Here is a 21,786-nt window from a genome sequence, read left to right on the forward strand (position 1 = left end):
AAGTCGTCAATAGAAAAAAATATTGGGAGAAATCAATGGCTAAACAGTGTGAAATCCCATTGATACCCTACAGCGCAAAAAGGCTGGTGACTAAAAAGTCACCAGCCATCAGCCTAATAAATCAGGCTGCAACCTGAAAGATTGGCTTATTTAACTTCAACTTCTGCGCCAGCTTCTTCCAGTGATTTTTTCAGTGCTTCAGCGTCATCTTTGCTCACGCCTTCTTTCAGAACTGCTGGTGCAGATTCAACCAGATCTTTGGCTTCTTTCAGGCCCAGACCAGTTGCACCACGAACAGCTTTGATTACAGCAACTTTGTTAGCGCCGATGCCTTTCAGCACAACGTCGAACTCAGTTTTTTCTTCAGCAACTTCAGCTGGGCCAGCAGCAACAGCTACAGCAGCAGCAGCAGAAACACCGAATTTTTCTTCCATAGCAGAAACCAGCTCAACAACATCCATTACAGACATAGCTGCTACTGCTTCCAGAATTTGATCTTTAGTGATAGACATAACAATTGTTCCTAAGAATCAGAAATAGTTTATACGTTAGCAAGTGCGTTAGAAAAGAAAGCGCTATTACGCAGCTTCTTTTGCATCGCGAACAGCAGCCAGAGTGCGGACCAGTTTGCCTGCAGCGGCTTCTTTCATGGTCGACATCAGACGTGCCAGTGCTTCTTCGTAAGTCGGCAGCGTTGCCAGACGGTCAATTTGAGCCGCCGGGATCAGCTCACCTTCAAAGGCTGCAGCTTTGACCTCAAATTTTGCATTCGCTTTCGCGAATTCTTTGAACAGACGAGCAGCAGCGCCCGGGTGTTCCATAGAATATGCAATCAGGGTCGGACCAACAAACGTGTCTTTCAGGCATTCAAATTGAGTACCTTCAACGACGCGGCGCAGCAGGGTGTTACGAACAACACGCATGTAAACGCCAGCTTCACGACCTGCTTTACGCAGTTCGGTCATTTTATCAACGGTAACGCCACGGGAATCCGCAACAACCGCAGATAGCGCACCTTTGGCTACTTCGCTGACTTCAGCAACAATCGCTTGTTTGTCTTGAAGATTTAATGCCATTAGCTTTTGCTCCTGGATTTAGCCGGAGAAAATCTCCGGAACTCACTTCACTTATCGCCAAAATTAGAGATAAGCGTTGAAACACGGTGAGCAGAATCCAGTAAAAAATTATTCTTTATAAAAAAGAAAAACGTTATTTAGGCTCTGTCACCGTCTACGCAGGAAGATTAAGTTTCTTTCGAAACACCTGCGGTCTTGGACGGAGGCCTGGATAGGCCAGGCTCCAACCGAAAATTCTTGCGTTATCCCACTTCAGGAACAACGGGCGTAAAATTATAGGTAAATCTCACACCCGAGTAAAGCGGAACAAAAGCTATTAGTTAGCAGCAGCGTTCAGACCGCTCTGGTCGACGGCAACGCCAGCGCCCATAGTGGTAGACAGGCTAACTTTCTTGATGTACACGCCTTTCGCCTGAGATGGTTTTGCTTTTTTCAGCGCAACCAGCAGGGCTTCCAGGTTTTCTTTCAATTTGTTAGAGTCGAAATCAACCTTACCGATAGTGGTATGGATGATACCGTTCTTGTCGTTACGGTAACGAACCTGACCTGCTTTAGCATTGTTAACAGCTTCAGCAACGTTAGGTGTTACAGTACCCACTTTCGGGTTTGGCATCAGGCCACGTGGACCCAGAACCTGACCCAATTGACCAACAACGCGCATTGCATCTGGAGATGCGATAACGACGTCAAAGCCCATTTCGCCTTTCTTGATCTGTTCAGCCAGATCTTCCATGCCCACGAATTCAGCGCCAGCAGCTTTAGCAGCTTCAGCGTTTGCACCTTGGGTGAAGACAGCTACGCGAACAGAACGACCGGTGCCGTGAGGCAGAACGGTTGCACCGCGAACGTTTTGGTCAGATTTACGTGCATCGATGCCGAGGTTAACAGCTACGTCTACACTTTCTACGAATTTAGCAGTGGCCAGCTCTTTGAGCAGAGCAACAGCTTCGTTGATGTCATACTGTTTAGTTACATCAACTTTGTCACGGATCACGCGCATGCGCTTGGTCAGCTTAGCCATTTATTAATCCTCCACTACCAGGCCCATGGAACGAGCGGTACCTGCGATAGAACGCGCCATGGCGTCTACGTCAGAACCAGTCATGTCCGCAGCTTTAGTTTCTGCGATTTCACGAACCTGAGCGCTCGTTACTTTACCGACTTTGTCTTTGTTCGGCTTACCGGAACCAGACTTAATACCAGCCGCTTTCTTCAGCAGAACTGCGGCTGGAGGCGTTTTGGTAACGAAGGTGAAAGAACGGTCAGAATAAACGGTAATAACAACAGGAATCGGCAGACCTTTTTCAACGCTTTCAGTTTTAGCATTGAACGCCTTACAGAATTCCATGATGTTTACACCCTGCTGACCCAGAGCCGGACCTACCGGTGGGCTTGGGTTAGCCATACCAGCTGCAACTTGCAGCTTGACATAGGCTTGTACTTTCTTGGCCATTTAACTTTCCTCAATTGGGTAATAGCGCCTAGCGAAAGGCTCCCCGTGGTTTGTATTACGTTTCAGCCGCCATTAAGACACCTGAAAAACAAAAGGCGCGAAATTATAGGTTAATTTCGCGCCATAGGCAAGTAGCTATTTCCAGCAGATCCTGTCGGACAATTAGCCTTTTTCGACCTGAGCAAAGTCCAGTTCAACTGGCGTTGCACGGCCAAAGATAGAGACAGACACCTTCAGGCGACTCTTCTCATAATCAACTTCTTCAACAACACCGTTAAAGTCAGCAAATGGACCGTCGTTAACACGAACCATTTCACCTGGTTCAAACAGCGTTTTAGGACGAGGTTTGTCACCAACCTGCTGGAGACGATTCATAATCGCATCCACTTCTTTGTCACTGATTGGCGCAGGACGGTCAGAAGTACCGCCAATGAACCCCATAACGCGAGGTACACTGCGTACAAGATGCCAGCTAGCATCTTCCATCACCATCTGTACCAAGACATAACCAGGGAAAAACTTGCGCTCGCTCTTGCGACGCTGGCCGCCACGAATTTCGACTACTTCTTCAGTAGGAACCATGACTTCGCCAAACAGTTCTTCCATATTATGGAGTTTGATATGTTCACGCAGTGATTGTGCTACGCGACCTTCAAAACCAGAGAACGCCTGAACGACGTACCAACGTTTTTTTGGAGCTTCAGACATCTTAGAACCTCAGGCCAGTGATAAACGATACCAAACGGACCAGAATACCATCCAGTCCCCACAAAATCAGTGACATCACGGCAGTCACCGCGGCAACGATTAACGTGGTGTGTAACGTTTCCTGACGAGTCGGCCAAATTACTTTGCGCACTTCAGTGCGCGCTTCGCGAGCAAACGCTACGGTTGCTTTGCCTTTCGTGGTCAGCAGTGCCACACCACCGGCTGCGGCGATCAGGATAACAACGGCCAATGCACGCAGGGGAAGACTAAATTCGCGGTAATAATAATTGCCAACAATCGCAACAACCAGCAAGGCACCTACTACCAGCCACTTAATCACTTCCAGGCCACGCCCACTATCCTGAGCTTCGGTATTCGCACTCATAAACCAACCTGTCACAATGATTCAGACAAATAACTTTGCCCCGTAACCACGGGGCAACCAAACCGAAAGATGTTCTGTAAAACGAATAATTCGGTATTTACGCCGTATCTACAGAGCCTATCTCACCAATGATTATATCTCACAATCGCTGATGAGATAGGTTCTACCATGACAGCGTAGAAAAAGGGCATCAAATGATGCCCTTTTATCGCGTGTCGCGTCAAACGTTATCAGCGATTAAGCGATAACTTTAGCAACAACGCCCGCGCCTACTGTACGGCCGCCTTCACGGATTGCGAAACGCAAACCGTCATCCATCGCGATTGGGTGGATCAGGGTAACAACCATTTTGATGTTGTCGCCCGGCATTACCATCTCTACGCCTTCTGGCAGTTCGATGGTGCCCGTTACGTCAGTCGTACGGAAGTAGAACTGAGGACGGTAGCCTTTGAAGAACGGAGTATGACGGCCGCCTTCATCCTTGCTCAGGATATACACTTCTGATTCGAACTTGGTGTGTGGCTTGATTGAACCCGGCTTAGCCAGTACCTGACCACGCTCGATTTCTTCACGCTTGATACCACGCAGCAGAACACCAACGTTCTCACCCGCACGGCCTTCGTCCAGCAGTTTGCGGAACATTTCTACGCCAGTACAGGTAGATTTCGCAGTATCTTTGATACCAACGATTTCAACTTCTTCACCAACTTTAACGATACCGCGCTCTACACGACCGGTAACAACGGTACCACGACCGGAGATGGAGAATACGTCTTCGATTGGCAGCAGGAACGGCTTGTCAATTGCACGCTCTGGCTCTGGGATATAAGAATCCAGGTGCTCTGCCAGTTCGATGATTTTTGCTTCCCACTCAGCTTCGCCTTCCAGCGCTTTCAGAGCAGAACCACGAACCACTGGGGTGTCGTCGCCTGGGAAGTCGTACTGAGACAGCAGCTCACGCACTTCCATCTCAACCAGTTCCAGCAGCTCTTCGTCATCAACCATGTCACACTTGTTCAGGAACACGATGATGAAAGGAACGCCAACCTGACGACCCAGCAGGATGTGCTCACGCGTCTGAGGCATTGGGCCGTCAGTCGCAGCAACAACCAGGATAGCGCCGTCCATCTGAGCAGCACCGGTGATCATGTTTTTCACATAGTCGGCGTGTCCTGGGCAGTCAACGTGCGCGTAGTGGCGAGACGGGGTATCGTATTCAACGTGAGACGTGTTGATGGTGATACCACGTGCTTTTTCTTCTGGTGCGTTATCGATCTGGTCGAATGCACGTGCGTTACCACCGTAGGTTTTAGCCAGAACGGTAGTGATTGCAGCGGTCAGCGTTGTTTTACCATGGTCAACGTGGCCGATAGTACCGACGTTAACGTGCGGTTTTGTACGTTCAAATTTTTCTTTAGACATCGATTGTCCCTCTAAGACACGGATAAATCGGTGGTATCACCACATCAACCAAGCGATAGCTTGCTGAATTTATTCACAGAAAGAAAATCAGGAGGAGGAAAAGGAAGTGGTGCTGATAGGCAGATTCGAACTGCCGACCTCACCCTTACCAAGGGTGCGCTCTACCAACTGAGCTATATCAGCACATCTTGGAGCGGGCAGTGGGAATCGAACCCACATCATCAGCTTGGAAGGCTGAGGTAATAGCCATTATACGATGCCCGCATCCTGGAACTCGGCTACCTAATTTTTCTGTAGATTTTGAAATTGGGGAATGATACTTACAGGCCCCGCATTCTTCGATCCGGCTTACTCTTACTACCGTATCGATTATCTTGTTTCCAAGATTGAATTTGGTGGTGGGGGAAGGATTCGAACCTTCGAAGTCTGTGACGGCAGATTTACAGTCTGCTCCCTTTGGCCGCTCGGGAACCCCACCTGATTTTTTGTACTTGATGGTGCCGGCTACCGGAATCGAACTGGTGACCTACTGATTACAAGTCAGTTGCTCTACCTACTGAGCTAAGCCGGCTTCAAGTGCTGCGCATTCTAGGTAGACAGAACGCTCGATGCAACAAAAAAATTGCGTAAAATGCGCTATCGCTTAGATTTTATCCAAATTCAGCCATAAATCTAGAGTGGCAGTCAGAATTAGCGCAAAGAACCACCAGTTCCATCTAATAAAACGGGGGATTCGCCATCAACTTTCCCTCATATGTCTCTTGCACCAATAATGAAGTTTTTGCCCTCTGGGGGAGCAGACTCCGCACTGACAGATGCTATTTTGCTCACTTTTCTAAGAAAATAGACTTGGAATGCATTTTGCTTATTAGAATGAAATGTCTGACGAACAGGAAAAATACGATGAAAACAGTTCAACTCAATGCGGCAACCTTACCTGTCTATCGTGAAGAGCTGGCCAATCTATTGATAGATGCCGTAGAGAAAGGTGCCTCTGTTGGATATCAATCGCCCCTGCACCACAAAGAAGCTATTGAATATTTTCATAGCTTACAGATATCTGTCGCCAGCGGTGAACGCATACTTTGGGTCGCACGCGACGAGGAAGGTATCGTCGGAAGCGTACAGTTGGAGTTATGTCAAAAACCAAACGGAAGAAACAGAGCTGAAATTCAAAAGCTATTAGTTCATAGCCGAGCAAGGAGAACCGGGATAGGCCGACAGCTCATTCATTTACTGGAAAAGCACGCGCTTTTCCAACAGAGGGGGTTACTCTACTTAGATACTCAAGCAGGCTCCCCAGCAGAAGCGTTCTACCGCGCATTAGGCTATCGCCATCTGGGAGAATTGCCTGATTACGCATGCACGCCCGATGGCTATTACCATCCAACCGCTATCTATTATAAGCGCCTCTTTGCCGTGAATGGATTAGGTAAAGCAATCGCCAGCTAGCATGTACCCGATGCATCAACATAGAAGCATCGGGTACAGAACCGATTTTCTCTTCTTCTTTCTATCCGCAAAGTGTTAACCTGCCCATTATCAAAAATTTATTACATAAGAAAAGGTGTCGCGATCATAGCGTTGGCTAGACTAATAGCCCGTTTTCTTCGCTGGCTGAGAGTCCCTTTTCTTACCTGTGAAGCAGGCAGAACACGACTTATGAGCAATAGAGAGCAATCCTTGGCCACGCCATATCTACAATTTAACCGCAGCCAATGGGCCGCCTTGCGCGATTCCGTCCCGTTAACGCTGACAGAGGAAGAAATCGTTAAGCTCAAAGGGATTAACGAAGACCTTTCATTAGACGAGGTCGCAGAAATTTATCTGCCGCTATCTCGCCTGCTTAATTTCTATATCAGCTCTAATTTACGCCGTCAGGCGGTACTCGAGCAGTTCTTAGGAACTGATGGCCAAAAAATACCTTACATAATCGGTATTGCGGGTAGTGTCGCCGTCGGAAAAAGTACCACAGCCCGTGTGCTGCAGGCATTATTAAGCCGTTGGCCGGAACATCGCAGTGTAGAGCTCATTACAACCGATGGGTTTCTTCATCCAAATAAGGTGTTAAAAGAACGTGATTTGATGAAGAAAAAAGGCTTTCCGCAATCATATGATATGCATAGCCTAGTAAAATTCGTTTCTGATATAAAATCAGGAACACACAAAGTCACCGCTCCAACATATTCTCATCTAACATACGATATCGTTCCTAATAACAATAAAGTGTTGGAACAACCTGATATTTTAATATTAGAAGGCTTGAATGTTCTACAGAGTGGAATGGACTATCCACATGATCCACATAGAGTTTTCGTCTCTGACTTTGTTGATTTCTCTATCTATGTCGATGCACCAGAAACACTACTACAAACATGGTATATAAATCGTTTTTTGAAATTCAGGCAGGGTGCATTCTCAAATCCAAATTCGTATTTCCATAACTATGCAAAATTGACAGAAGAAGAAGCTGTCGGTATTGCTTCTCAACTATGGAAGGAAATAAACGGACTTAATCTAAAAGAAAATATTCTACCCACACGGGAGAGAGCCAGTCTGATTATGACTAAAAGCGCTAATCATGCCGTTGAATGTGTGCGATTGAGAAAGTGAAAAGCGAATAAATATATAAAAGGGGGGGTACCCCCCTTTTTTCACGCACCACGCAGAGAAATCTCCCCACCAATATATGGCGTGACCAACCCATCGTTTTCTAAGAGCAGTGCCCCTTGACGATCTATTCCTCGGTCGATTCCATATATTTCACGATTACCGATAATCAAACGAACCGGGCGATTAAAATAGTTATCCAATTTTTCCCATCTGGGAATAAATGGCTCAAGGCCTTGTAGTTCAAAGATAGCCAGAGCCCCTCTTAATTCAGAAATAAGAGTCGAAGCGAGTGTATTGCGATTAATATCTATACCTGCTTCTTGTAAATTTATCCAGCCTTGACTAATCGTACCTGGAGCAGGCTCTCTCATCTGTAAATTAATGCCAGCACCAATGACCAGATTAGCGGCATCTCCCGTTTTTCCGGTAAGTTCAACAAGAATTCCTGCTAATTTTCTATCCTTCAGATATAAATCATTGGGCCATTTGACTCGAACACCATCAGCACCAAGCTTATGTAGCACTTCTGCCATTACGATGCCGATAACCAAACTAACCCCAACAGCAGCAGCAGGCCCCTGTTCTAGGCGCCAGTATAAGGACAAATATAAATTTGCACCAAAAGGCGAGAACCATTGTCTGCCCCGACGACCACGCCCAGATTGCTGATATTCAGCAAGGCATGCATCACCAGAGGATAAGGTGTCCAATCGTTCTAAAATATACTGATTAGTAGAATCAACGACAGGTAAGACTGTCACTCCACCTTCCGGTAGGTGCCTAAGAATAACGTCTTCGTCCAATAACTGCATAGGTGCTGGTAATGAATAGCCCTTACCCGTTACAGTAAAAACATCTATTCCCCAATCACGTATCGTTTGGATATGTTTGTTAATCGCCGCTCGACTCATCCCCATCATTTCACCCAGTAATTCACCGGAATAAAATTCGCCATCAGAGAGGATTTTAATTAGTTTAAGAGGAACCGTAATATCTTTCATGATAATACCTCGATGGCATTGACCTCACCATGCGCAGCAATAAAGCGAACTTCAGGCTCCAGCTCTATGGAGAATTTTGCAGCAACCTGACTGCGGACATAACGTGCTAATTCGACAACATCGGAGCTTTTTGCATTATTTTTATTAATTAGAACTAATGCCTGTTTCTCATGTACAGCCGCACCACCAAGCTGAAACCCTTTAAGCTCGCACTGATCGATCAACCATCCAGCGGCCAATTTAACGTTGCCATCGGTTTGTAAATACTGAGGGGCATTCGGATACTCTCGTAAAACACGTTCAGCATGCTGCGGTGTAATTATTGGGTTTTTGAAGAAGCTACCGGCATTACCTGTTACGGCAGGATCCGGAAGTTTGCTGCGACGCATATGGCATACGGAATCAAATATCTGCTGTGGCGTAACAGTTGTAGGGTCCAGCTTGACCAAATCACCGTAGTTAAGTATCGGGCTCCACTCTTTCTTTAAAAAGAGCCCTACTGCGATAATCGCAAACCCAGAGCGGTATTGATGCTTAAATATGCTTTCACGGTAATCGAACTGACATTCCTCGGAGGTAAAACGCATGACGTTACCTTCAGTCAGATCCAACACGTCAACATAATCACAAACATGCTGTAATTCGATACCGTACGCACCAATATTCTGTATCGGTGCAGAGCCCACGCATCCAGGGATTAATGCCAGATTCTCTAACCCTGCAATACCACACTTGAGCGTATATTCAACTAATTGATGCCAGTTCTCGCCAGCACCGACATGAATATACCAGCCGTCACTTTCTTCTCGAATATCTATACCCTTGAGCCGATTTAACAGAATAGTGCCTAAAAAATCCTCAAGAAAAAGGACATTACTCCCTTCCCCTAGCAATAAAATCGGCTCTTGTGATGCGCTGGCGACGCGCCATCCGTCAATCAATTTCTCCTGAGTATCCGCAACCTTAATACAAGATGCGGAAACAGGTAATGAGAAAGAGTTATAAGACTTTAATGAAATAATGCTCGACGCCATGATAGAAATACCTACGAATTCAGATATCACATAGTCTACCTGATCTACGCAAGATATCGGCGGTCTTTCACCACGGGATATGCGTAAATAAGTACTCTCCCAACGCGCACAGCAAAAAGCCCAGTCTTTCGACTGGGCTTTCCACTTGTTTGATGCCTGGCAGTTCCCTACTCTCACATGGGGAAGCCCCACACTACCATCGGCGCTACGGCGTTTCACTTCTGAGTTCGGCATGGGGTCAGGTGGGACCACCGCGCTATCGCCGCCAGGCAAATTCTGTTTCATTCCAACCGTTATACTCCGGTCGCTTTCGCTTCCCATCTGTACAACCATCAGAACCAATCTCTGAACAAGCTGAACATCGTTCTCTATGAGTCGTCTCACAAAACACCTTCGGTGTTGTAAGGTTAAGCCTCTCGGGTCATTAGTACTGGTTAGCTCAACGTATCGCTACGCTTACACACCCAGCCTATCTACGTCGTCGTCTTCAACGGCCCTTCAGGGACATCTAGTGTCCAGGGAAGACTCATCTCGAGGCAAGTTTCCCGCTTAGATGCTTTCAGCGGTTATCTCTTCCGCACTTAGCTACCGGGCAATGCAATTGGCATCACAACCCGTACACCAGTGGTGCGTTCACTCCGGTCCTCTCGTACTAGGAGCAACCCCTCTCAATCTTCCAACGCCCACGGCAGATAGGGACCGAACTGTCTCACGACGTTCTAAACCCAGCTCGCGTACCACTTTAAATGGCGAACAGCCATACCCTTGGGACCTACTTCAGCCCCAGGATGTGATGAGCCGACATCGAGGTGCCAAACACCGCCGTCGATATGAACTCTTGGGCGGTATCAGCCTGTTATCCCCGGAGTACCTTTTATCCGTTGAGCGATGGCCCTTCCATTCAGAACCACCGGATCACTAAGACCTGCTTTCGCACCTGCTCGAGCTGTCACTCTCGCAGTCAAGCTAGCTTATGCCTTTGCACTAACCTCCTGATGTCCGACCAGGATTAGCTAACCTTCGTGCTCCTCCGTTACGCTTTGGGAGGAGACCGCCCCAGTCAAACTACCCACCAGACACTGTCCGCAACCCGGATTACGGGTCTACGTTAGAACATCAAACATTAAAGGGTGGTATTTCAAGGTTGGCTCCATGCAGACTGGCGTCCACACTTCAAAGCCTCCCACCTATCCTACACATCAAGGCTCAAGGTTCAGTGTCAAGCTATAGTAAAGGTTCACGGGGTCTTTCCGTCTTGCCGCGGGTACACTGCATCTTCACAGCGAGTTCAATTTCACTGAGTCTCGGGTGGAGACAGCCTGGCCATCATTACGCCATTCGTGCAGGTCGGAACTTACCCGACAAGGAATTTCGCTACCTTAGGACCGTTATAGTTACGGCCGCCGTTTACCGGGGCTTCGATCAAGAGCTTCGCCTTGCGGCTGACCCCATCAATTAACCTTCCGGCACCGGGCAGGCGTCACACCGTATACGTCCACTTTCGTGTTTGCACAGTGCTGTGTTTTTATTAAACAGTTGCAGCCAGCTGGTATCTTCGACTGATTTCAGCTCCATGAGCAAGTCACTTCACTTACCATCAGCGTGCCTTCTCCCGAAGTTACGGCACCATTTTGCCTAGTTCCTTCACCCGAGTTCTCTCAAGCGCCTGAGTATTCTCTACCTGACCACCTGTGTCGGTTTGGGGTACGATTCGGTGTTACCTGGAGCTTAGAGGCTTTTCCTGGAAGCGTAGCATCAGTTACTTCATCACCGTAGTGACTCGTCATCACGCCTCAGTGTTAACGATGACCCGGATTTACCAAAGTCACCCACCTTCACGCTTAAACCGGGACAACCGTCGCCCGGATAACCTAGCTTTCTCCGTCCCCCCTTCGCAGTAACACCCAGTACAGGAATATTAACCTGTTTCCCATCGACTACGCTTTTCAGCCTCGCCTTAGGGGTCGACTCACCCTGCCCCGATTAACGTTGGACAGGAACCCTTGGTCTTCCGGCGTGCGGGTTTTTCACCCGCATTATCGTTACTTATGTCAGCATTCGCACTTCTGATACCTCCAGCAACCCTCACAGGCCACCTTCGCAGGCTTACAGAACGCTCCCCTACCCAACAACACTAAGTGTCGCTGCCGCAGCTTCGGTGCATGGTTTAGCCCCGTTACATCTTCCGCGCAGGCCGACTCGACCAGTGAGCTATTACGCTTTCTTTAAATGATGGCTGCTTCTAAGCCAACATCCTGGCTGTCTATGCCTTCCCACATCGTTTCCCACTTAACCATGACTTTGGGACCTTAGCTGGCGGTCTGGGTTGTTTCCCTCTTCACGACGAACGTTAGCACCCGCCGTGTGTCTCCCGTGATAACATTCTTCGGTATTCGTAGTTTGCATCGGGTTGGTAAGTCGGGATGACCCCCTAGCCGAAACAGTGCTCTACCCCCGAAGATGAATTCACGAGGCGCTACCTAAATAGCTTTCGGGGAGAACCAGCTATCTCCCGGTTTGATTGGCCTTTCACCCCCAGCCACAAGTCATCCGCTAATTTTTCAACATTAGTCGGTTCGGTCCTCCAGTTAGTGTTACCCAACCTTCAACCTGCCCATGGCTAGATCACCGGGTTTCGGGTCTATACCCTGCAACTTAACGCCCAGTTAAGACTCGGTTTCCCTGCGGCTCCCCTATTCGGTTAACCTTGCTACAGAATATAAGTCGCTGACCCATTATACAAAAGGTACGCAGTCACACCCCGAAGGATGCTCCCACTGCTTGTACGTACACGGTTTCAGGTTCTATTTCACTCCCCTCGCCGGGGTTCTTTTCGCCTTTCCCTCACGGTACTGGTTCACTATCGGTCAGTCAGGAGTATTTAGCCTTGGAGGATGGTCCCCCCATATTCAGACAGGATGTCACGTGTCCCGCCCTACTCATCGAACTCACAGCCTGTGCATTTTTGTGTACGGGACTATCACCCTTTACTGTGCGACTTTCCAGACGCTTCCACTAACACACAAACTGATTCAGGTTCTGGGCTCTTCCCCGTTCGCTCGCCGCTACTGGGGGAATCTCGGTTGATTTCTTTTCCTCGGGGTACTGAGATGTTTCAGTTCCCCCGGTTCGCCTCATTACGCTATGGATTCACATAATGATAGTGTGTCGAAACACACTGGGTTTCCCCATTCGGGTATCGTCGGGTATAACGCTTCATATCAGCTTACCGACGCTTATCGCAGATTAGCACGCCCTTCATCGCCTCTGACTGCCTAGGCATCCACCGTGTACGCTTAGTCGCTTAACCTCACAACCCGAAGGTGTCTTTGATAAATCAAAGTCACTGTCGCGCTGCGATTATTTGAGAGACTCATTGACAGACTGCATCGCCATCGACACCCGAAGGTATCAACGCACGTTCAGCTGTCATGTTTCAATTTTCAGCTTGTTCCAGATTGTTAAAGAGCAAAATACTTCGCAGCATACTGTTTCCAATACGCTCTGAAGTCTTTTTAATGGTGGAGCTATGCGGGATCGAACCGCAGACCTCCTGCGTGCAAAGCAGGCGCTCTCCCAGCTGAGCTATAGCCCCATCGTTGCTTACAGATACCTTAGATACCACTCACGGAAGAGTTGGTAGGCCTGAGTGGACTTGAACCACCGACCTCACCCTTATCAGGGGTGCGCTCTAACCACCTGAGCTACAAGCCTATTAAGGTATTTCTGCTCGTTATTTTCATCAGACAATCTGTGTGAGCACTTCACTTAACGCACATCTTCTTGGTAAGGAGGTGATCCAACCGCAGGTTCCCCTACGGTTACCTTGTTACGACTTCACCCCAGTCATGAATCACAAAGTGGTAAGCGCCCTCCCGAAGGTTAAGCTACCTACTTCTTTTGCAACCCACTCCCATGGTGTGACGGGCGGTGTGTACAAGGCCCGGGAACGTATTCACCGTAGCATTCTGATCTACGATTACTAGCGATTCCGACTTCATGGAGTCGAGTTGCAGACTCCAATCCGGACTACGACGTACTTTATGAGGTCCGCTTGCTCTCGCGAGGTCGCTTCTCTTTGTATACGCCATTGTAGCACGTGTGTAGCCCTACTCGTAAGGGCCATGATGACTTGACGTCATCCCCACCTTCCTCCAGTTTATCACTGGCAGTCTCCTTTGAGTTCCCGGCCGAACCGCTGGCAACAAAGGATAAGGGTTGCGCTCGTTGCGGGACTTAACCCAACATTTCACAACACGAGCTGACGACAGCCATGCAGCACCTGTCTCACAGTTCCCGAAGGCACTAAGGTATCTCTACCGAATTCTGTGGATGTCAAGAGTAGGTAAGGTTCTTCGCGTTGCATCGAATTAAACCACATGCTCCACCGCTTGTGCGGGCCCCCGTCAATTCATTTGAGTTTTAACCTTGCGGCCGTACTCCCCAGGCGGTCGATTTAACGCGTTAGCTCCGGAAGCCACGCCTCAAGGGCACAACCTCCAAATCGACATCGTTTACAGCGTGGACTACCAGGGTATCTAATCCTGTTTGCTCCCCACGCTTTCGCACCTGAGCGTCAGTCTTTGTCCAGGGGGCCGCCTTCGCCACCGGTATTCCTCCAGATCTCTACGCATTTCACCGCTACACCTGGAATTCTACCCCCCTCTACAAGACTCTAGCTTGCCAGTTTCAAATGCAGTTCCCAAGTTAAGCTCGGGGATTTCACATCTGACTTAACAAACCGCCTGCGTGCGCTTTACGCCCAGTCATTCCGATTAACGCTTGCACCCTCCGTATTACCGCGGCTGCTGGCACGGAGTTAGCCGGTGCTTCTTCTGCGGGTAACGTCAATCGGTGAGAGTATTAATCTCACCGCCTTCCTCCCCGCTGAAAGTGCTTTACAACCCGAAGGCCTTCTTCACACACGCGGCATGGCTGCATCAGGCTTGCGCCCATTGTGCAATATTCCCCACTGCTGCCTCCCGTAGGAGTCTGGACCGTGTCTCAGTTCCAGTGTGGCTGGTCATCCTCTCAGACCAGCTAGGGATCGTCGCCTAGGTGAGCCATTACCTCACCTACTAGCTAATCCCATCTGGGCACATCTGATGGCAAGAGGCCCGAAGGTCCCCCTCTTTGGTCCGAAGACGTTATGCGGTATTAGCTACCGTTTCCAGTAGTTATCCCCCTCCATCAGGCAGTTTCCCAGACATTACTCACCCGTCCGCCGCTCGTCACCCGAAGAGCAAGCTCTTCTGTGCTACCGCTCGACTTGCATGTGTTAGGCCTGCCGCCAGCGTTCAATCTGAGCCATGATCAAACTCTTCAATTTAAGATTTGTTTGATTTGCTGAACTCGTCAGCGATGCTCAAAGAATTAAAACTGTTTATTCGTAATGAATTTACTGTTGTTCACTCTTCAAGACTTTTTATATCGTTAAGATACGGTCTTGTGAGTGCCCACACAGATTGTCTGATTAAATTGTTAAAGAGCAGTGCCACATCTTCCGTGGCGCGGGCCGCATATATTATGTTTTTCCGCTGTGAAGTCAAGTCATTACTGACCGCCTTCGTTGAATCTTTTTCTGTCACACCAACTTCGTAAGTCGCTGTTGCCGTGTCAGTGGAGGCGCATTATAGGGACTTCTCGCCGCCTGACAAGCGCTAAATGCAAAATAATTTTCGAGTGAGGTTTTTTTCAGCAAAGCGCAGTAAAAGACGCCGTTATGCGGGATTTTTCGCCGCTAATTGGGCAAAATCCTGTGCGAAACGGGCAACCTGCTGCCAGTCCGTATATTCAATCTCTTTCGTACTATCCGTTTCGCCCCCCGTAATACGCATAATCAGTTGAATCATTACCCGATCAAACCAGCGGTAACGTGGATAGCGCAGGGCACCAGCAAACACACAACACAAATCTGGCTGCCACGGAGAGCTCAGCAGGAATTTACGTGTATAAGCATTAGTTTGTATTGTGCGCTTTTCTGGCTTACGTGCAGTGAGGTTCACGGAGAAGAATGCGCTGGGCAACTGTTGCAGAGAATCCAGGTGTTTACGGATAAATTGATTTACCGCAGGATGAAAGCGCCCATATCGAATCGATGCCCCAATCATCACCCGATCGTATTGGCCAAGATCGATATCATTCGCATTGAGTACGTTAACAACATCACACTCCAGGGTTCCTTTCAGCGTATTTGCAATAGAGGAGGCAATGGCTCTTGTTTGCCCATCCCGACTCGAAAACACGATCAAAGCTTTCATTGTTCTTTATCCTTATGGGGACTATTCGCGCCAGAAGGTTGGCGTGAATAGCACTAAAAGCGTGAAAACTTCCAAACGACCAAACAGCATTGTCATTATGAGAATCCATTTCGCCGTATCATTCATCGACGTAAAGTTCTCGGCGACAACACCCAGCCCCGGCCCCAGATTATTCAATGTGGCAGCGACCGCGGCAAATGCGGAGAAATCATCAACGCCTGTCGCAATGACCGCCAGCATACTGACAATAAAAACCAGCGCATATGCGGAAAAGAATCCCCACACGGCTTCAAGAATACGTTCTGGCAACGCCCGATGACCGAGCTTAATCGTATAAACGGCATTCGGATGCACTAGACGCTTCAGCTCACGCGATCCTTGCAGGAAAAGCAGCAGGATACGGATCACTTTCAGACCGCCCCCTGTTGAGCCCGCACATCCGCCAATAAACGCAGAGCACAGAAGCAAAACCGGCAAAAAAAGCGGCCACGATGCGATGCTGTCTGTCGTAAACCCTGCCGTTGTCGCCATGGAAACGACCTGGAAAAATGCCTGATTGATTGTCTGCATACCGCTGTCATAAACGTGGTGGAACCACAGGACAATCGTACATACGGCCACCAGCGACAGCTGAACAAAAATAAACATGCGGAATTCTGGGTCGCGCCAGTATACCTTCAGGCTGCGGCCGCTCAGCAGAGCAAAGTGCAAGCCAAAGTTACAGCCGGAAATCAGCAGGAATATCGCGATGATGGTATTGATCGTTGGGCTGTTGAAGTAACCGATGCTGGCATCGTGAGTGGAGAACCCGCCGACAGACACCGTAGAGAAGCTGTGCCCAATCGCATCAAATACCGGCATCCCAGCCAGCCAAAGCGAGACAGCGCAAGCGATGGTGAGTAAGAGATAAATCAGCCACAGTGTTTTTGCCGTATCGGCAATACGCGGGCGCATTTTGTTTTCCTTCAACGGCCCCGGCATCTCCGCACGATAAAGCTGCATCCCACCAACACCAAGGATCGGCAGGATGGCAACGGCAAGTACGATGATCCCCATCCCACCAAACCATTGCAGCATTTGTCGATAAAACAGGATAGCTTTAGGCAGAGAATCCAGTCCGACCAACGTGGTTGCACCCGTTGTCGTTAACCCAGAGAACGACTCGAAGAAAGCATCCGTCACGCCCAGATTAGGATGCTCAGCGAACAGGAAAGGCAGTGCACCGACGCTTCCCAGCACCGTCCAGAAGAGAACAACGATGAGGAACCCTTCACGAGACTTCAGTTCATGCTTCTGTTTGCGGTTTGGTAACCACAGCATGATGCCAATCGCCAGCGCGACAATAAAGGTCTGCGTAAACGCCCGGCCTGCGCCATCGCGATAAATTAACGCCACCAGTCCGGGAATAACCATCGTCCCAGAAAACAGGATAACCAACTGGCCGACAATACGAGTTATGGCGCGCAAGTGCATCGCGAGGAATTCCTTAATGATTCATGAAAAAGCGCTGGGATTATTATGGAATCGGCAATAAATGCAACGCACCGCGGCTTAAATCGCGCAATTTCATTGCCGCTTCCTCGGTTCCCCTAACGGGGATAGAGAACCGCAATACGACGTCCACACCATACTCACTATGCAAAACCTTTCCGCCAAGCTGGAAGATCAGGGATTCCACCTGAGGCAACAGTGCATAGTCACATTGTAAGCCATACTCTTTTTGCAACACTTTTTCTTGCAGCGATATCAGCTTCAGCGCTTGCTGAACGCCACCGCCATAGGCCTTCACCAACCCACCGGTGCCCAACGGGATTCCACCATAGTAGCGCACCACCACAGCCGTAATTTCACCGATGCCACTTCCCATCAGTTGCGACAGCATCGGCTTACCTGCCGTGCCGGAAGGCTCACCATCGTCAGAAAAACCCAGTTGCTGAGAGTCATCGGGCGCACCCGCAACAAACGCCCAGCAGTGGTGGCCCGCCGAGGCGTGTTCTTCCCTGACATGCTGGATAAACGCTTTTGCCGCGTCGATTCCTGGCGTTGCCGCCAGGATCGTCGTAAAGCGGCTTTTCTTGATTTCCTCGCTGAAGCTCACCGGCGCAGCTGGAATTGGATACGCTTGCATCAGGCCAGATTCAGGTCGCGCGTCATGTTCTCCACACGCCCGTCATGAATGACAATATTATCCTCAATACGGATACCGCCAAACGGTTTCAGCGCATCGATTTTTTGCCAGTCAAAGTGTTGACGCAATTCGCCCTCGCGCCACGGAGCGAGTAAGGACTCGATGAAATAGATGCCCGGTTCGATCGTCATGACCATACCGGGTTCAAGTACACGGGTACAACGCAGGTAAGGATATTGAGACGGTGCCGCCAGATGTGTGCCGCGATCGTCTTGCATAAACCCGGCGACGTCATGCACCTGCAACCCCAGCGGATGGCCAAGACCGTGCGGCAGGAAAGGCGACGTAAGTCCCTGCTCCACCATCGCCTCTTCACTGATGTCTCGCACCAACTGATGTGATTTCAGCAGCTTCGCAATCCGCTGATGCATCTGAATATGGTAATCGGTATAGCGTACTCCCGCCTGAACGGTATCAATCAATGCGAGCATTTCCTGATTGAGATCTTTAATCAGCAGGGCAAATGCGCCGTCGCTCTGCGCGGAATAGGTACGCGTCAGATCGGCGGCATATCCGTTATATTCAGCTCCGGCATCGATCAGGAAGCTGCGGACATCGGAAGGCGCCTGATGATCGAGCTGGGTATAGTGCAACACCGCAGCGTGTTCATTTAGCGCAATGATATTGCCGTAAGGGACATCGATATCACGATGACCAGTAGCCATCAGATACGCCAGATTAATATCAAATTCGCTCATACCGGACAGAAACGCTTCATGCGCCGCCCGATGACCAATAACAGCCGTCTTCTGCGCTTCACGCATGCAGGCCAGCTCGTAATCGGTTTTATAAGCGCGATGGTAGTGCAGATAATCCAGCACGCCCTGAGGATTGATATTATCTGCACGAATCCCTAAATCCTGCGCACGTTGCGGTGCGTAGCCGATATAGGCAACGCGCTCACGCTGCGATGGGAGCAGTTGCCCAATATCATCGGCATTCCGCAGCACGGTAATATCAATTTCTTCAGTCCAGAAACTCTCAGGAACCGGCGCTACGTTATGCCAGTAATCCACCGGTGAGTAGAACCACAGCTTCGGTGGATTAACGCCATCAACCCATAGCCAGCAATTCGGCACCTGCGTGACGGGCACCCAGGCTTTAAACTGTGGGTTAACCTTGAAAGGATAGTCGTGATCGTCCAGAAAAACGGTCAACAGCTCACCAGAATGAATCAGTAATGCGTCAAGCTGATGGCGCGCTAAAACCGTCTGGGCACGCGCTTGCAGCGTCGCCAGATGGTGATGATATAAAGAAGCTAGCTTTTCCATGAGTATCCTTGTACGTCACGACATGATCTCTCCATTTTAACACAGGCATCCCCCAAGGGCAGCGTCCGGTGCTTTGTGATCGATTCGGCAAAAAATTAATCTCTCGTTTGCAAAAAATTAACATTAAAACCACAATTCGATTATCTGGTCATACCAGTTCACTCACACAAACAGCGGAGATAAACATGCTTTATCAAGGTGAATCCCTCTACCTTAACTGGCTTGAGGACGGCATTGCCGAGCTGGTATTTTCTGCCCCTGGCTCCGTAAACAAGCTAGATACCCGCACGGTTGCCAGCCTGGGTAAGGCACTGGACGTTCTGGCGGAACAGCCGAATCTGAAGGGCTTACTGCTACGCTCTGACAAACCTGCATTTATTGTCGGTGCCGATATCACGGAATTCCTTTCCCTTTTTGCCGCACCGGCCGAAAAGCTGCATGAATGGCTTGTCTTCGCCAACCGCATTTTTAGCCGCCTTGAGGACTTACCCGTTCCCACACTGTCCGCGATTAATAGCTATGCACTGGGAGGCGGTTGTGAATGTGTACTGGCAACCGACTTTCGTTTAGCGACGCCGGATGCGCGTATCGGCCTACCAGAAACGAAGCTAGGGATCATGCCGGGTTTTGGCGGCACGGTCAGGCTGCCGCGCCTGCTGGGTACAGATAGCGCATTGGAAATTATCGCCGCCGGTAAAGACGTCAGCGCAGCCGATGCCTTAAAAGTGGGACTGGTGCAGGCCGTGGTGACCAATGACAAACTGGTTCCCGCTGCCATCAAGATGTTGAAACAGGCGATTAACGGCTCACTGGACTGGCAGGCTTATCGGCGCCCGAAACTTGAAGCGCTGAAGCTCAATAAGATTGAAGCCATGATGAGCTTTACCACCGCCAAAGCGATGGTGCTACAAACCGCCGGGAAGCACTATCCAGCGCCCATGTTAGCGGTCAAAACTATCGAAGCCGCCGCGACCATGACGCGCGATGACGCATTGCAACTCGAAACGCAGCACTTCGTTCAGTTGGCGCGTTCCAATGAAGCTCGGGCACTCGTCGGCATTTTCCTCAATGATCAGTATGTTAAAGGTAAAGCGAAGAAGTTGATTGGCGAGACACCGGTGCCGCAGCAAGCGGCCGTTCTGGGTGCAGGTATTATGGGCGGCGGAATTGCCTATCAATCCGCGTTCAAAGGCGTGCCGATTCGAATGAAAGATATCAATGAGAAGCCGCTTGCGCTGGGGATGAATGAAGCTGCCAAGCTCCTGAATAAACAAATGGAACGAGGCAAGCTGGATGGAATGAAAATGGCGACGATTCTGGCCAGAATTCAGCCAACGCTGGATTACGCCGGCTTTGAGCGCACCAACATCGTGGTTGAGGCCGTGGTTGAGAACCCGAAAATCAAAGCCAGTGTACTCGCCGAAACTGAATCGCACGTTAGCGAGAATACGATTCTGGCTTCGAATACCTCCACCATCCCGATTGCTTCGCTGGCCCCATCGCTAAAACGGCCGCAAAATTTCTGCGGAATGCACTTCTTCAACCCAGTACACCGAATGCCGCTGGTCGAAATTATTCGCGGCCCTAAAACCAGCGACAGCACCATCGCCAGCGTAGTGGCTTACGCCAGCAAAATGGGGAAAACGCCAATTGTCGTGAACGACTGCCCCGGGTTCTTCGTGAATCGGGTGCTGTTCCCCTACTTTGCTGCATTCAGCTTACTGCTCAGAGACGGTGCCGATTTCCGCGAGATCGATAACGTCATGGAGAAAAAATTCGGTTGGCCGATGGGGCCAGCTTATCTGCTGGATGTAGTCGGCATTGACACCGCTCACCATGCTCAGGCCATCATGGCCGCTGGCTTTCCGCAGCGTATGGCGAAAGATTACCGTGATGCGATTGATGTGCTGTTTGAGCATCAGCGCTTTGGGCAGAAAAACGGTCAGGGCTTCTACCGCTATCAAACCGATAGCAAAGGCAAGCCGCGTAAAGAGCAGGATGAAGCCGTAAACACGCTCCTTAAAGACATTAGCCAACCGACAAAAGCATTCAGTGCAGAAGAAATTATCGCTCGTATGATGATCCCGATGATTAATGAAGTCGCACGCTGTCTGGAGGAAGGCATCGTCGCCAGCCCTGCCGAAGCGGACATGGCGCTGGTATACGGGCTGGGTTTCCCTCCCTTCCACGGCGGCGCCTGCCGCTATCTGGACACATTGGGCAGCGAACGTTATGTCGAGATGGCGCAACAGTTGGCGCACCTCGGCGCAATCTATCAGGTGCCAGACGGCTTGCAGCAAAAAGCCAGAAGCAATGAAAGCTATTACCCATCGGTCGCGCCACACGCGGACGTTTCCCACGGTCAACCGGCATGA

General features: G+C 49.6%; 16 protein-coding genes, 6 tRNA genes and 3 rRNA genes. 3 read left to right on the forward strand and 22 right to left on the reverse strand.

From position 1 onward, the window contains the following. Positions 1 to 146: 146 nt before the first annotated feature. The 11 genes from rplL to I2D83_RS20890 all read right to left on the reverse strand — a co-directional run bounded on the left by rplL (position 147) and on the right by I2D83_RS20890 (position 5,615). Complete coding sequence (gene rplL, locus I2D83_RS20840) at positions 147 to 512, reverse strand: 50S ribosomal protein L7/L12 (RefSeq protein ID WP_012772935.1); 366 nt, start codon at positions 510 to 512, stop codon at positions 147 to 149. 66 nt (positions 513 to 578) lie between these two features. Further along, positions 579 to 1,076, reverse strand: coding sequence for a 50S ribosomal protein L10 (rplJ, locus tag I2D83_RS20845; protein ID WP_012772934.1), 498 nt, complete (start codon positions 1,074 to 1,076; stop codon positions 579 to 581). Between the two features lie 316 nt (positions 1,077 to 1,392). Continuing rightward, entirely contained in the window at positions 1,393 to 2,097 is a 705-nt protein-coding gene (rplA, locus tag I2D83_RS20850) for a 50S ribosomal protein L1 (protein ID WP_012772933.1), read from the reverse strand. Between the two features lie 3 nt (positions 2,098 to 2,100). Next, complete coding sequence (gene rplK, locus I2D83_RS20855) at positions 2,101 to 2,529, reverse strand: 50S ribosomal protein L11 (protein ID WP_012772932.1); 429 nt, start codon at positions 2,527 to 2,529, stop codon at positions 2,101 to 2,103. Positions 2,530 to 2,691: 162 nt separating this feature from the next. Continuing rightward, positions 2,692 to 3,237: a transcription termination/antitermination protein NusG gene (nusG, locus tag I2D83_RS20860; RefSeq protein ID WP_005970339.1), complete on the reverse strand. Its 546-nt coding sequence runs from the start codon at positions 3,235 to 3,237 to the stop codon at positions 2,692 to 2,694. Position 3,238: 1 nt separating this feature from the next. Next, positions 3,239 to 3,622, reverse strand: coding sequence for a preprotein translocase subunit SecE (gene secE, locus I2D83_RS20865; RefSeq protein ID WP_010285488.1), 384 nt, complete (start codon positions 3,620 to 3,622; stop codon positions 3,239 to 3,241). Between the two features lie 237 nt (positions 3,623 to 3,859). Then, a complete protein-coding gene (gene tuf / locus I2D83_RS20870) occupies positions 3,860 to 5,044 on the reverse strand; it encodes an elongation factor Tu (protein ID WP_012772931.1) in 1,185 nt (394 codons plus the stop codon). Between the two features lie 107 nt (positions 5,045 to 5,151). Beyond that, positions 5,152 to 5,227: transfer RNA gene (locus I2D83_RS20875), tRNA-Thr, on the reverse strand. A 6-nt stretch (positions 5,228 to 5,233) separates the two neighbouring features. Further along, a tRNA-Gly gene (locus I2D83_RS20880) sits at positions 5,234 to 5,308 on the reverse strand. A 129-nt stretch (positions 5,309 to 5,437) separates the two neighbouring features. After that, positions 5,438 to 5,522: transfer RNA gene (locus I2D83_RS20885), tRNA-Tyr, on the reverse strand. A 17-nt stretch (positions 5,523 to 5,539) separates the two neighbouring features. Further along, positions 5,540 to 5,615, reverse strand: a tRNA-Thr gene (locus I2D83_RS20890). Between the two features lie 332 nt (positions 5,616 to 5,947). On the opposite strand from I2D83_RS20890, the gene I2D83_RS20895 reads away from it, so the two are divergent. Together I2D83_RS20895 and coaA are read left to right on the forward strand one after the other, a co-directional pair. After that, positions 5,948 to 6,496 carry a GNAT family N-acetyltransferase gene (locus tag I2D83_RS20895; RefSeq protein ID WP_181830667.1) on the forward strand — a complete coding sequence of 183 codons (549 nt, stop codon included), beginning with the start codon at positions 5,948 to 5,950 and terminating at the stop codon, positions 6,494 to 6,496. A 210-nt stretch (positions 6,497 to 6,706) separates the two neighbouring features. Beyond that, positions 6,707 to 7,657, forward strand: coding sequence for a type I pantothenate kinase (coaA, locus tag I2D83_RS20900; protein ID WP_012772929.1), 951 nt, complete (start codon positions 6,707 to 6,709; stop codon positions 7,655 to 7,657). A gap of 41 nt (positions 7,658 to 7,698) precedes the next feature. On the opposite strand, the gene birA is transcribed toward coaA, so the two are convergent. From birA to pepQ, 11 genes are all read right to left on the reverse strand, one after another. Then, the gene (gene birA, locus I2D83_RS20905; protein ID WP_205947241.1) at positions 7,699 to 8,658 is read right to left on the reverse strand and encodes a bifunctional biotin--[acetyl-CoA-carboxylase] ligase/biotin operon repressor BirA; all 960 of its coding nucleotides are present in this window, start codon (positions 8,656 to 8,658) and stop codon (positions 7,699 to 7,701) included. Then, the gene (gene murB / locus I2D83_RS20910; protein WP_205947242.1) at positions 8,655 to 9,692 is read right to left on the reverse strand and encodes a UDP-N-acetylmuramate dehydrogenase; all 1,038 of its coding nucleotides are present in this window, start codon (positions 9,690 to 9,692) and stop codon (positions 8,655 to 8,657) included. The genes birA and murB overlap by 4 nt, the downstream gene beginning before the upstream one ends. A gap of 154 nt (positions 9,693 to 9,846) precedes the next feature. Then, positions 9,847 to 9,962 (reverse strand): 5S ribosomal RNA (rrf, locus tag I2D83_RS20915). Positions 9,963 to 10,095: 133 nt separating this feature from the next. Then, positions 10,096 to 13,002, reverse strand: a 23S ribosomal RNA gene (locus tag I2D83_RS20920). Between the two features lie 209 nt (positions 13,003 to 13,211). Further along, positions 13,212 to 13,287 (reverse strand) — tRNA-Ala (locus I2D83_RS20925). 42 nt (positions 13,288 to 13,329) lie between these two features. Further along, positions 13,330 to 13,406 (reverse strand) — tRNA-Ile (locus I2D83_RS20930). Between the two features lie 73 nt (positions 13,407 to 13,479). Next, positions 13,480 to 15,021 (reverse strand): 16S ribosomal RNA (locus I2D83_RS20935). Together the 16S, 23S and 5S rRNA genes with 2 tRNA genes alongside form the textbook arrangement of a ribosomal RNA operon. 391 nt (positions 15,022 to 15,412) lie before the next feature. Then, a complete protein-coding gene (gene hemG / locus I2D83_RS20940; protein ID WP_182100987.1) occupies positions 15,413 to 15,952 on the reverse strand; it encodes a menaquinone-dependent protoporphyrinogen IX dehydrogenase in 540 nt (179 codons plus the stop codon). 21 nt (positions 15,953 to 15,973) lie between these two features. Beyond that, positions 15,974 to 17,425 (reverse strand): Trk system potassium transporter TrkH, encoded by a 1,452-nt coding sequence (gene trkH, locus I2D83_RS20945; protein ID WP_015842133.1) that lies wholly within the window; start codon positions 17,423 to 17,425, stop codon positions 15,974 to 15,976. A 43-nt stretch (positions 17,426 to 17,468) separates the two neighbouring features. Continuing rightward, a complete protein-coding gene (locus I2D83_RS20950) occupies positions 17,469 to 18,080 on the reverse strand; it encodes an IMPACT family protein (RefSeq protein ID WP_015842134.1) in 612 nt (203 codons plus the stop codon). Next, a complete protein-coding gene (pepQ, locus tag I2D83_RS20955; protein WP_205947243.1) occupies positions 18,080 to 19,411 on the reverse strand; it encodes a Xaa-Pro dipeptidase in 1,332 nt (443 codons plus the stop codon). The genes I2D83_RS20950 and pepQ overlap by 1 nt, the downstream gene beginning before the upstream one ends. A 185-nt stretch (positions 19,412 to 19,596) precedes the next feature. On the opposite strand from pepQ, the gene fadB reads away from it, so the two are divergent. Next, complete coding sequence (gene fadB / locus I2D83_RS20960; RefSeq protein ID WP_205947244.1) at positions 19,597 to 21,786, forward strand: fatty acid oxidation complex subunit alpha FadB; 2,190 nt, start codon at positions 19,597 to 19,599, stop codon at positions 21,784 to 21,786.

It is taken from the genome of Pectobacterium aroidearum, from assembly GCF_015689195.1.
Taxonomy (GTDB): Bacteria; Pseudomonadota; Gammaproteobacteria; order Enterobacterales; family Enterobacteriaceae; genus Pectobacterium; species Pectobacterium aroidearum.

What these genes read in the sequence shown, in the direction of transcription:
- rplL (WP_012772935.1), bottom strand. Translation starts at nt 512, where the DNA reads ATGTCTATCACTAAAGATCAAATTCTGGAAGCAGTAGCAGCTATGTCT.
- rplJ (WP_012772934.1), bottom strand. Translation starts at nt 1,076, where the DNA reads ATGGCATTAAATCTTCAAGACAAACAAGCGATTGTTGCTGAAGTCAGC.
- rplA (WP_012772933.1), bottom strand. Translation starts at nt 2,097, where the DNA reads ATGGCTAAGCTGACCAAGCGCATGCGCGTGATCCGTGACAAAGTTGAT.
- rplK (WP_012772932.1), bottom strand. Translation starts at nt 2,529, where the DNA reads ATGGCCAAGAAAGTACAAGCCTATGTCAAGCTGCAAGTTGCAGCTGGT.
- nusG (WP_005970339.1), bottom strand. Translation starts at nt 3,237, where the DNA reads ATGTCTGAAGCTCCAAAAAAACGTTGGTACGTCGTTCAGGCGTTCTCT.
- secE (WP_010285488.1), bottom strand. Translation starts at nt 3,622, where the DNA reads ATGAGTGCGAATACCGAAGCTCAGGATAGTGGGCGTGGCCTGGAAGTG.
- tuf (WP_012772931.1), bottom strand. Translation starts at nt 5,044, where the DNA reads ATGTCTAAAGAAAAATTTGAACGTACAAAACCGCACGTTAACGTCGGT.
- I2D83_RS20895 (WP_181830667.1), top strand. Translation starts at nt 5,948, where the DNA reads ATGAAAACAGTTCAACTCAATGCGGCAACCTTACCTGTCTATCGTGAA.
- coaA (WP_012772929.1), top strand. Translation starts at nt 6,707, where the DNA reads ATGAGCAATAGAGAGCAATCCTTGGCCACGCCATATCTACAATTTAAC.
- birA (WP_205947241.1), bottom strand. Translation starts at nt 8,658, where the DNA reads ATGAAAGATATTACGGTTCCTCTTAAACTAATTAAAATCCTCTCTGAT.
- murB (WP_205947242.1), bottom strand. Translation starts at nt 9,692, where the DNA reads ATGGCGTCGAGCATTATTTCATTAAAGTCTTATAACTCTTTCTCATTA.
- hemG (WP_182100987.1), bottom strand. Translation starts at nt 15,952, where the DNA reads ATGAAAGCTTTGATCGTGTTTTCGAGTCGGGATGGGCAAACAAGAGCC.
- trkH (WP_015842133.1), bottom strand. Translation starts at nt 17,425, where the DNA reads ATGCACTTGCGCGCCATAACTCGTATTGTCGGCCAGTTGGTTATCCTG.
- I2D83_RS20950 (WP_015842134.1), bottom strand. Translation starts at nt 18,080, where the DNA reads ATGCAAGCGTATCCAATTCCAGCTGCGCCGGTGAGCTTCAGCGAGGAA.
- pepQ (WP_205947243.1), bottom strand. Translation starts at nt 19,411, where the DNA reads ATGGAAAAGCTAGCTTCTTTATATCATCACCATCTGGCGACGCTGCAA.
- fadB (WP_205947244.1), top strand. Translation starts at nt 19,597, where the DNA reads ATGCTTTATCAAGGTGAATCCCTCTACCTTAACTGGCTTGAGGACGGC.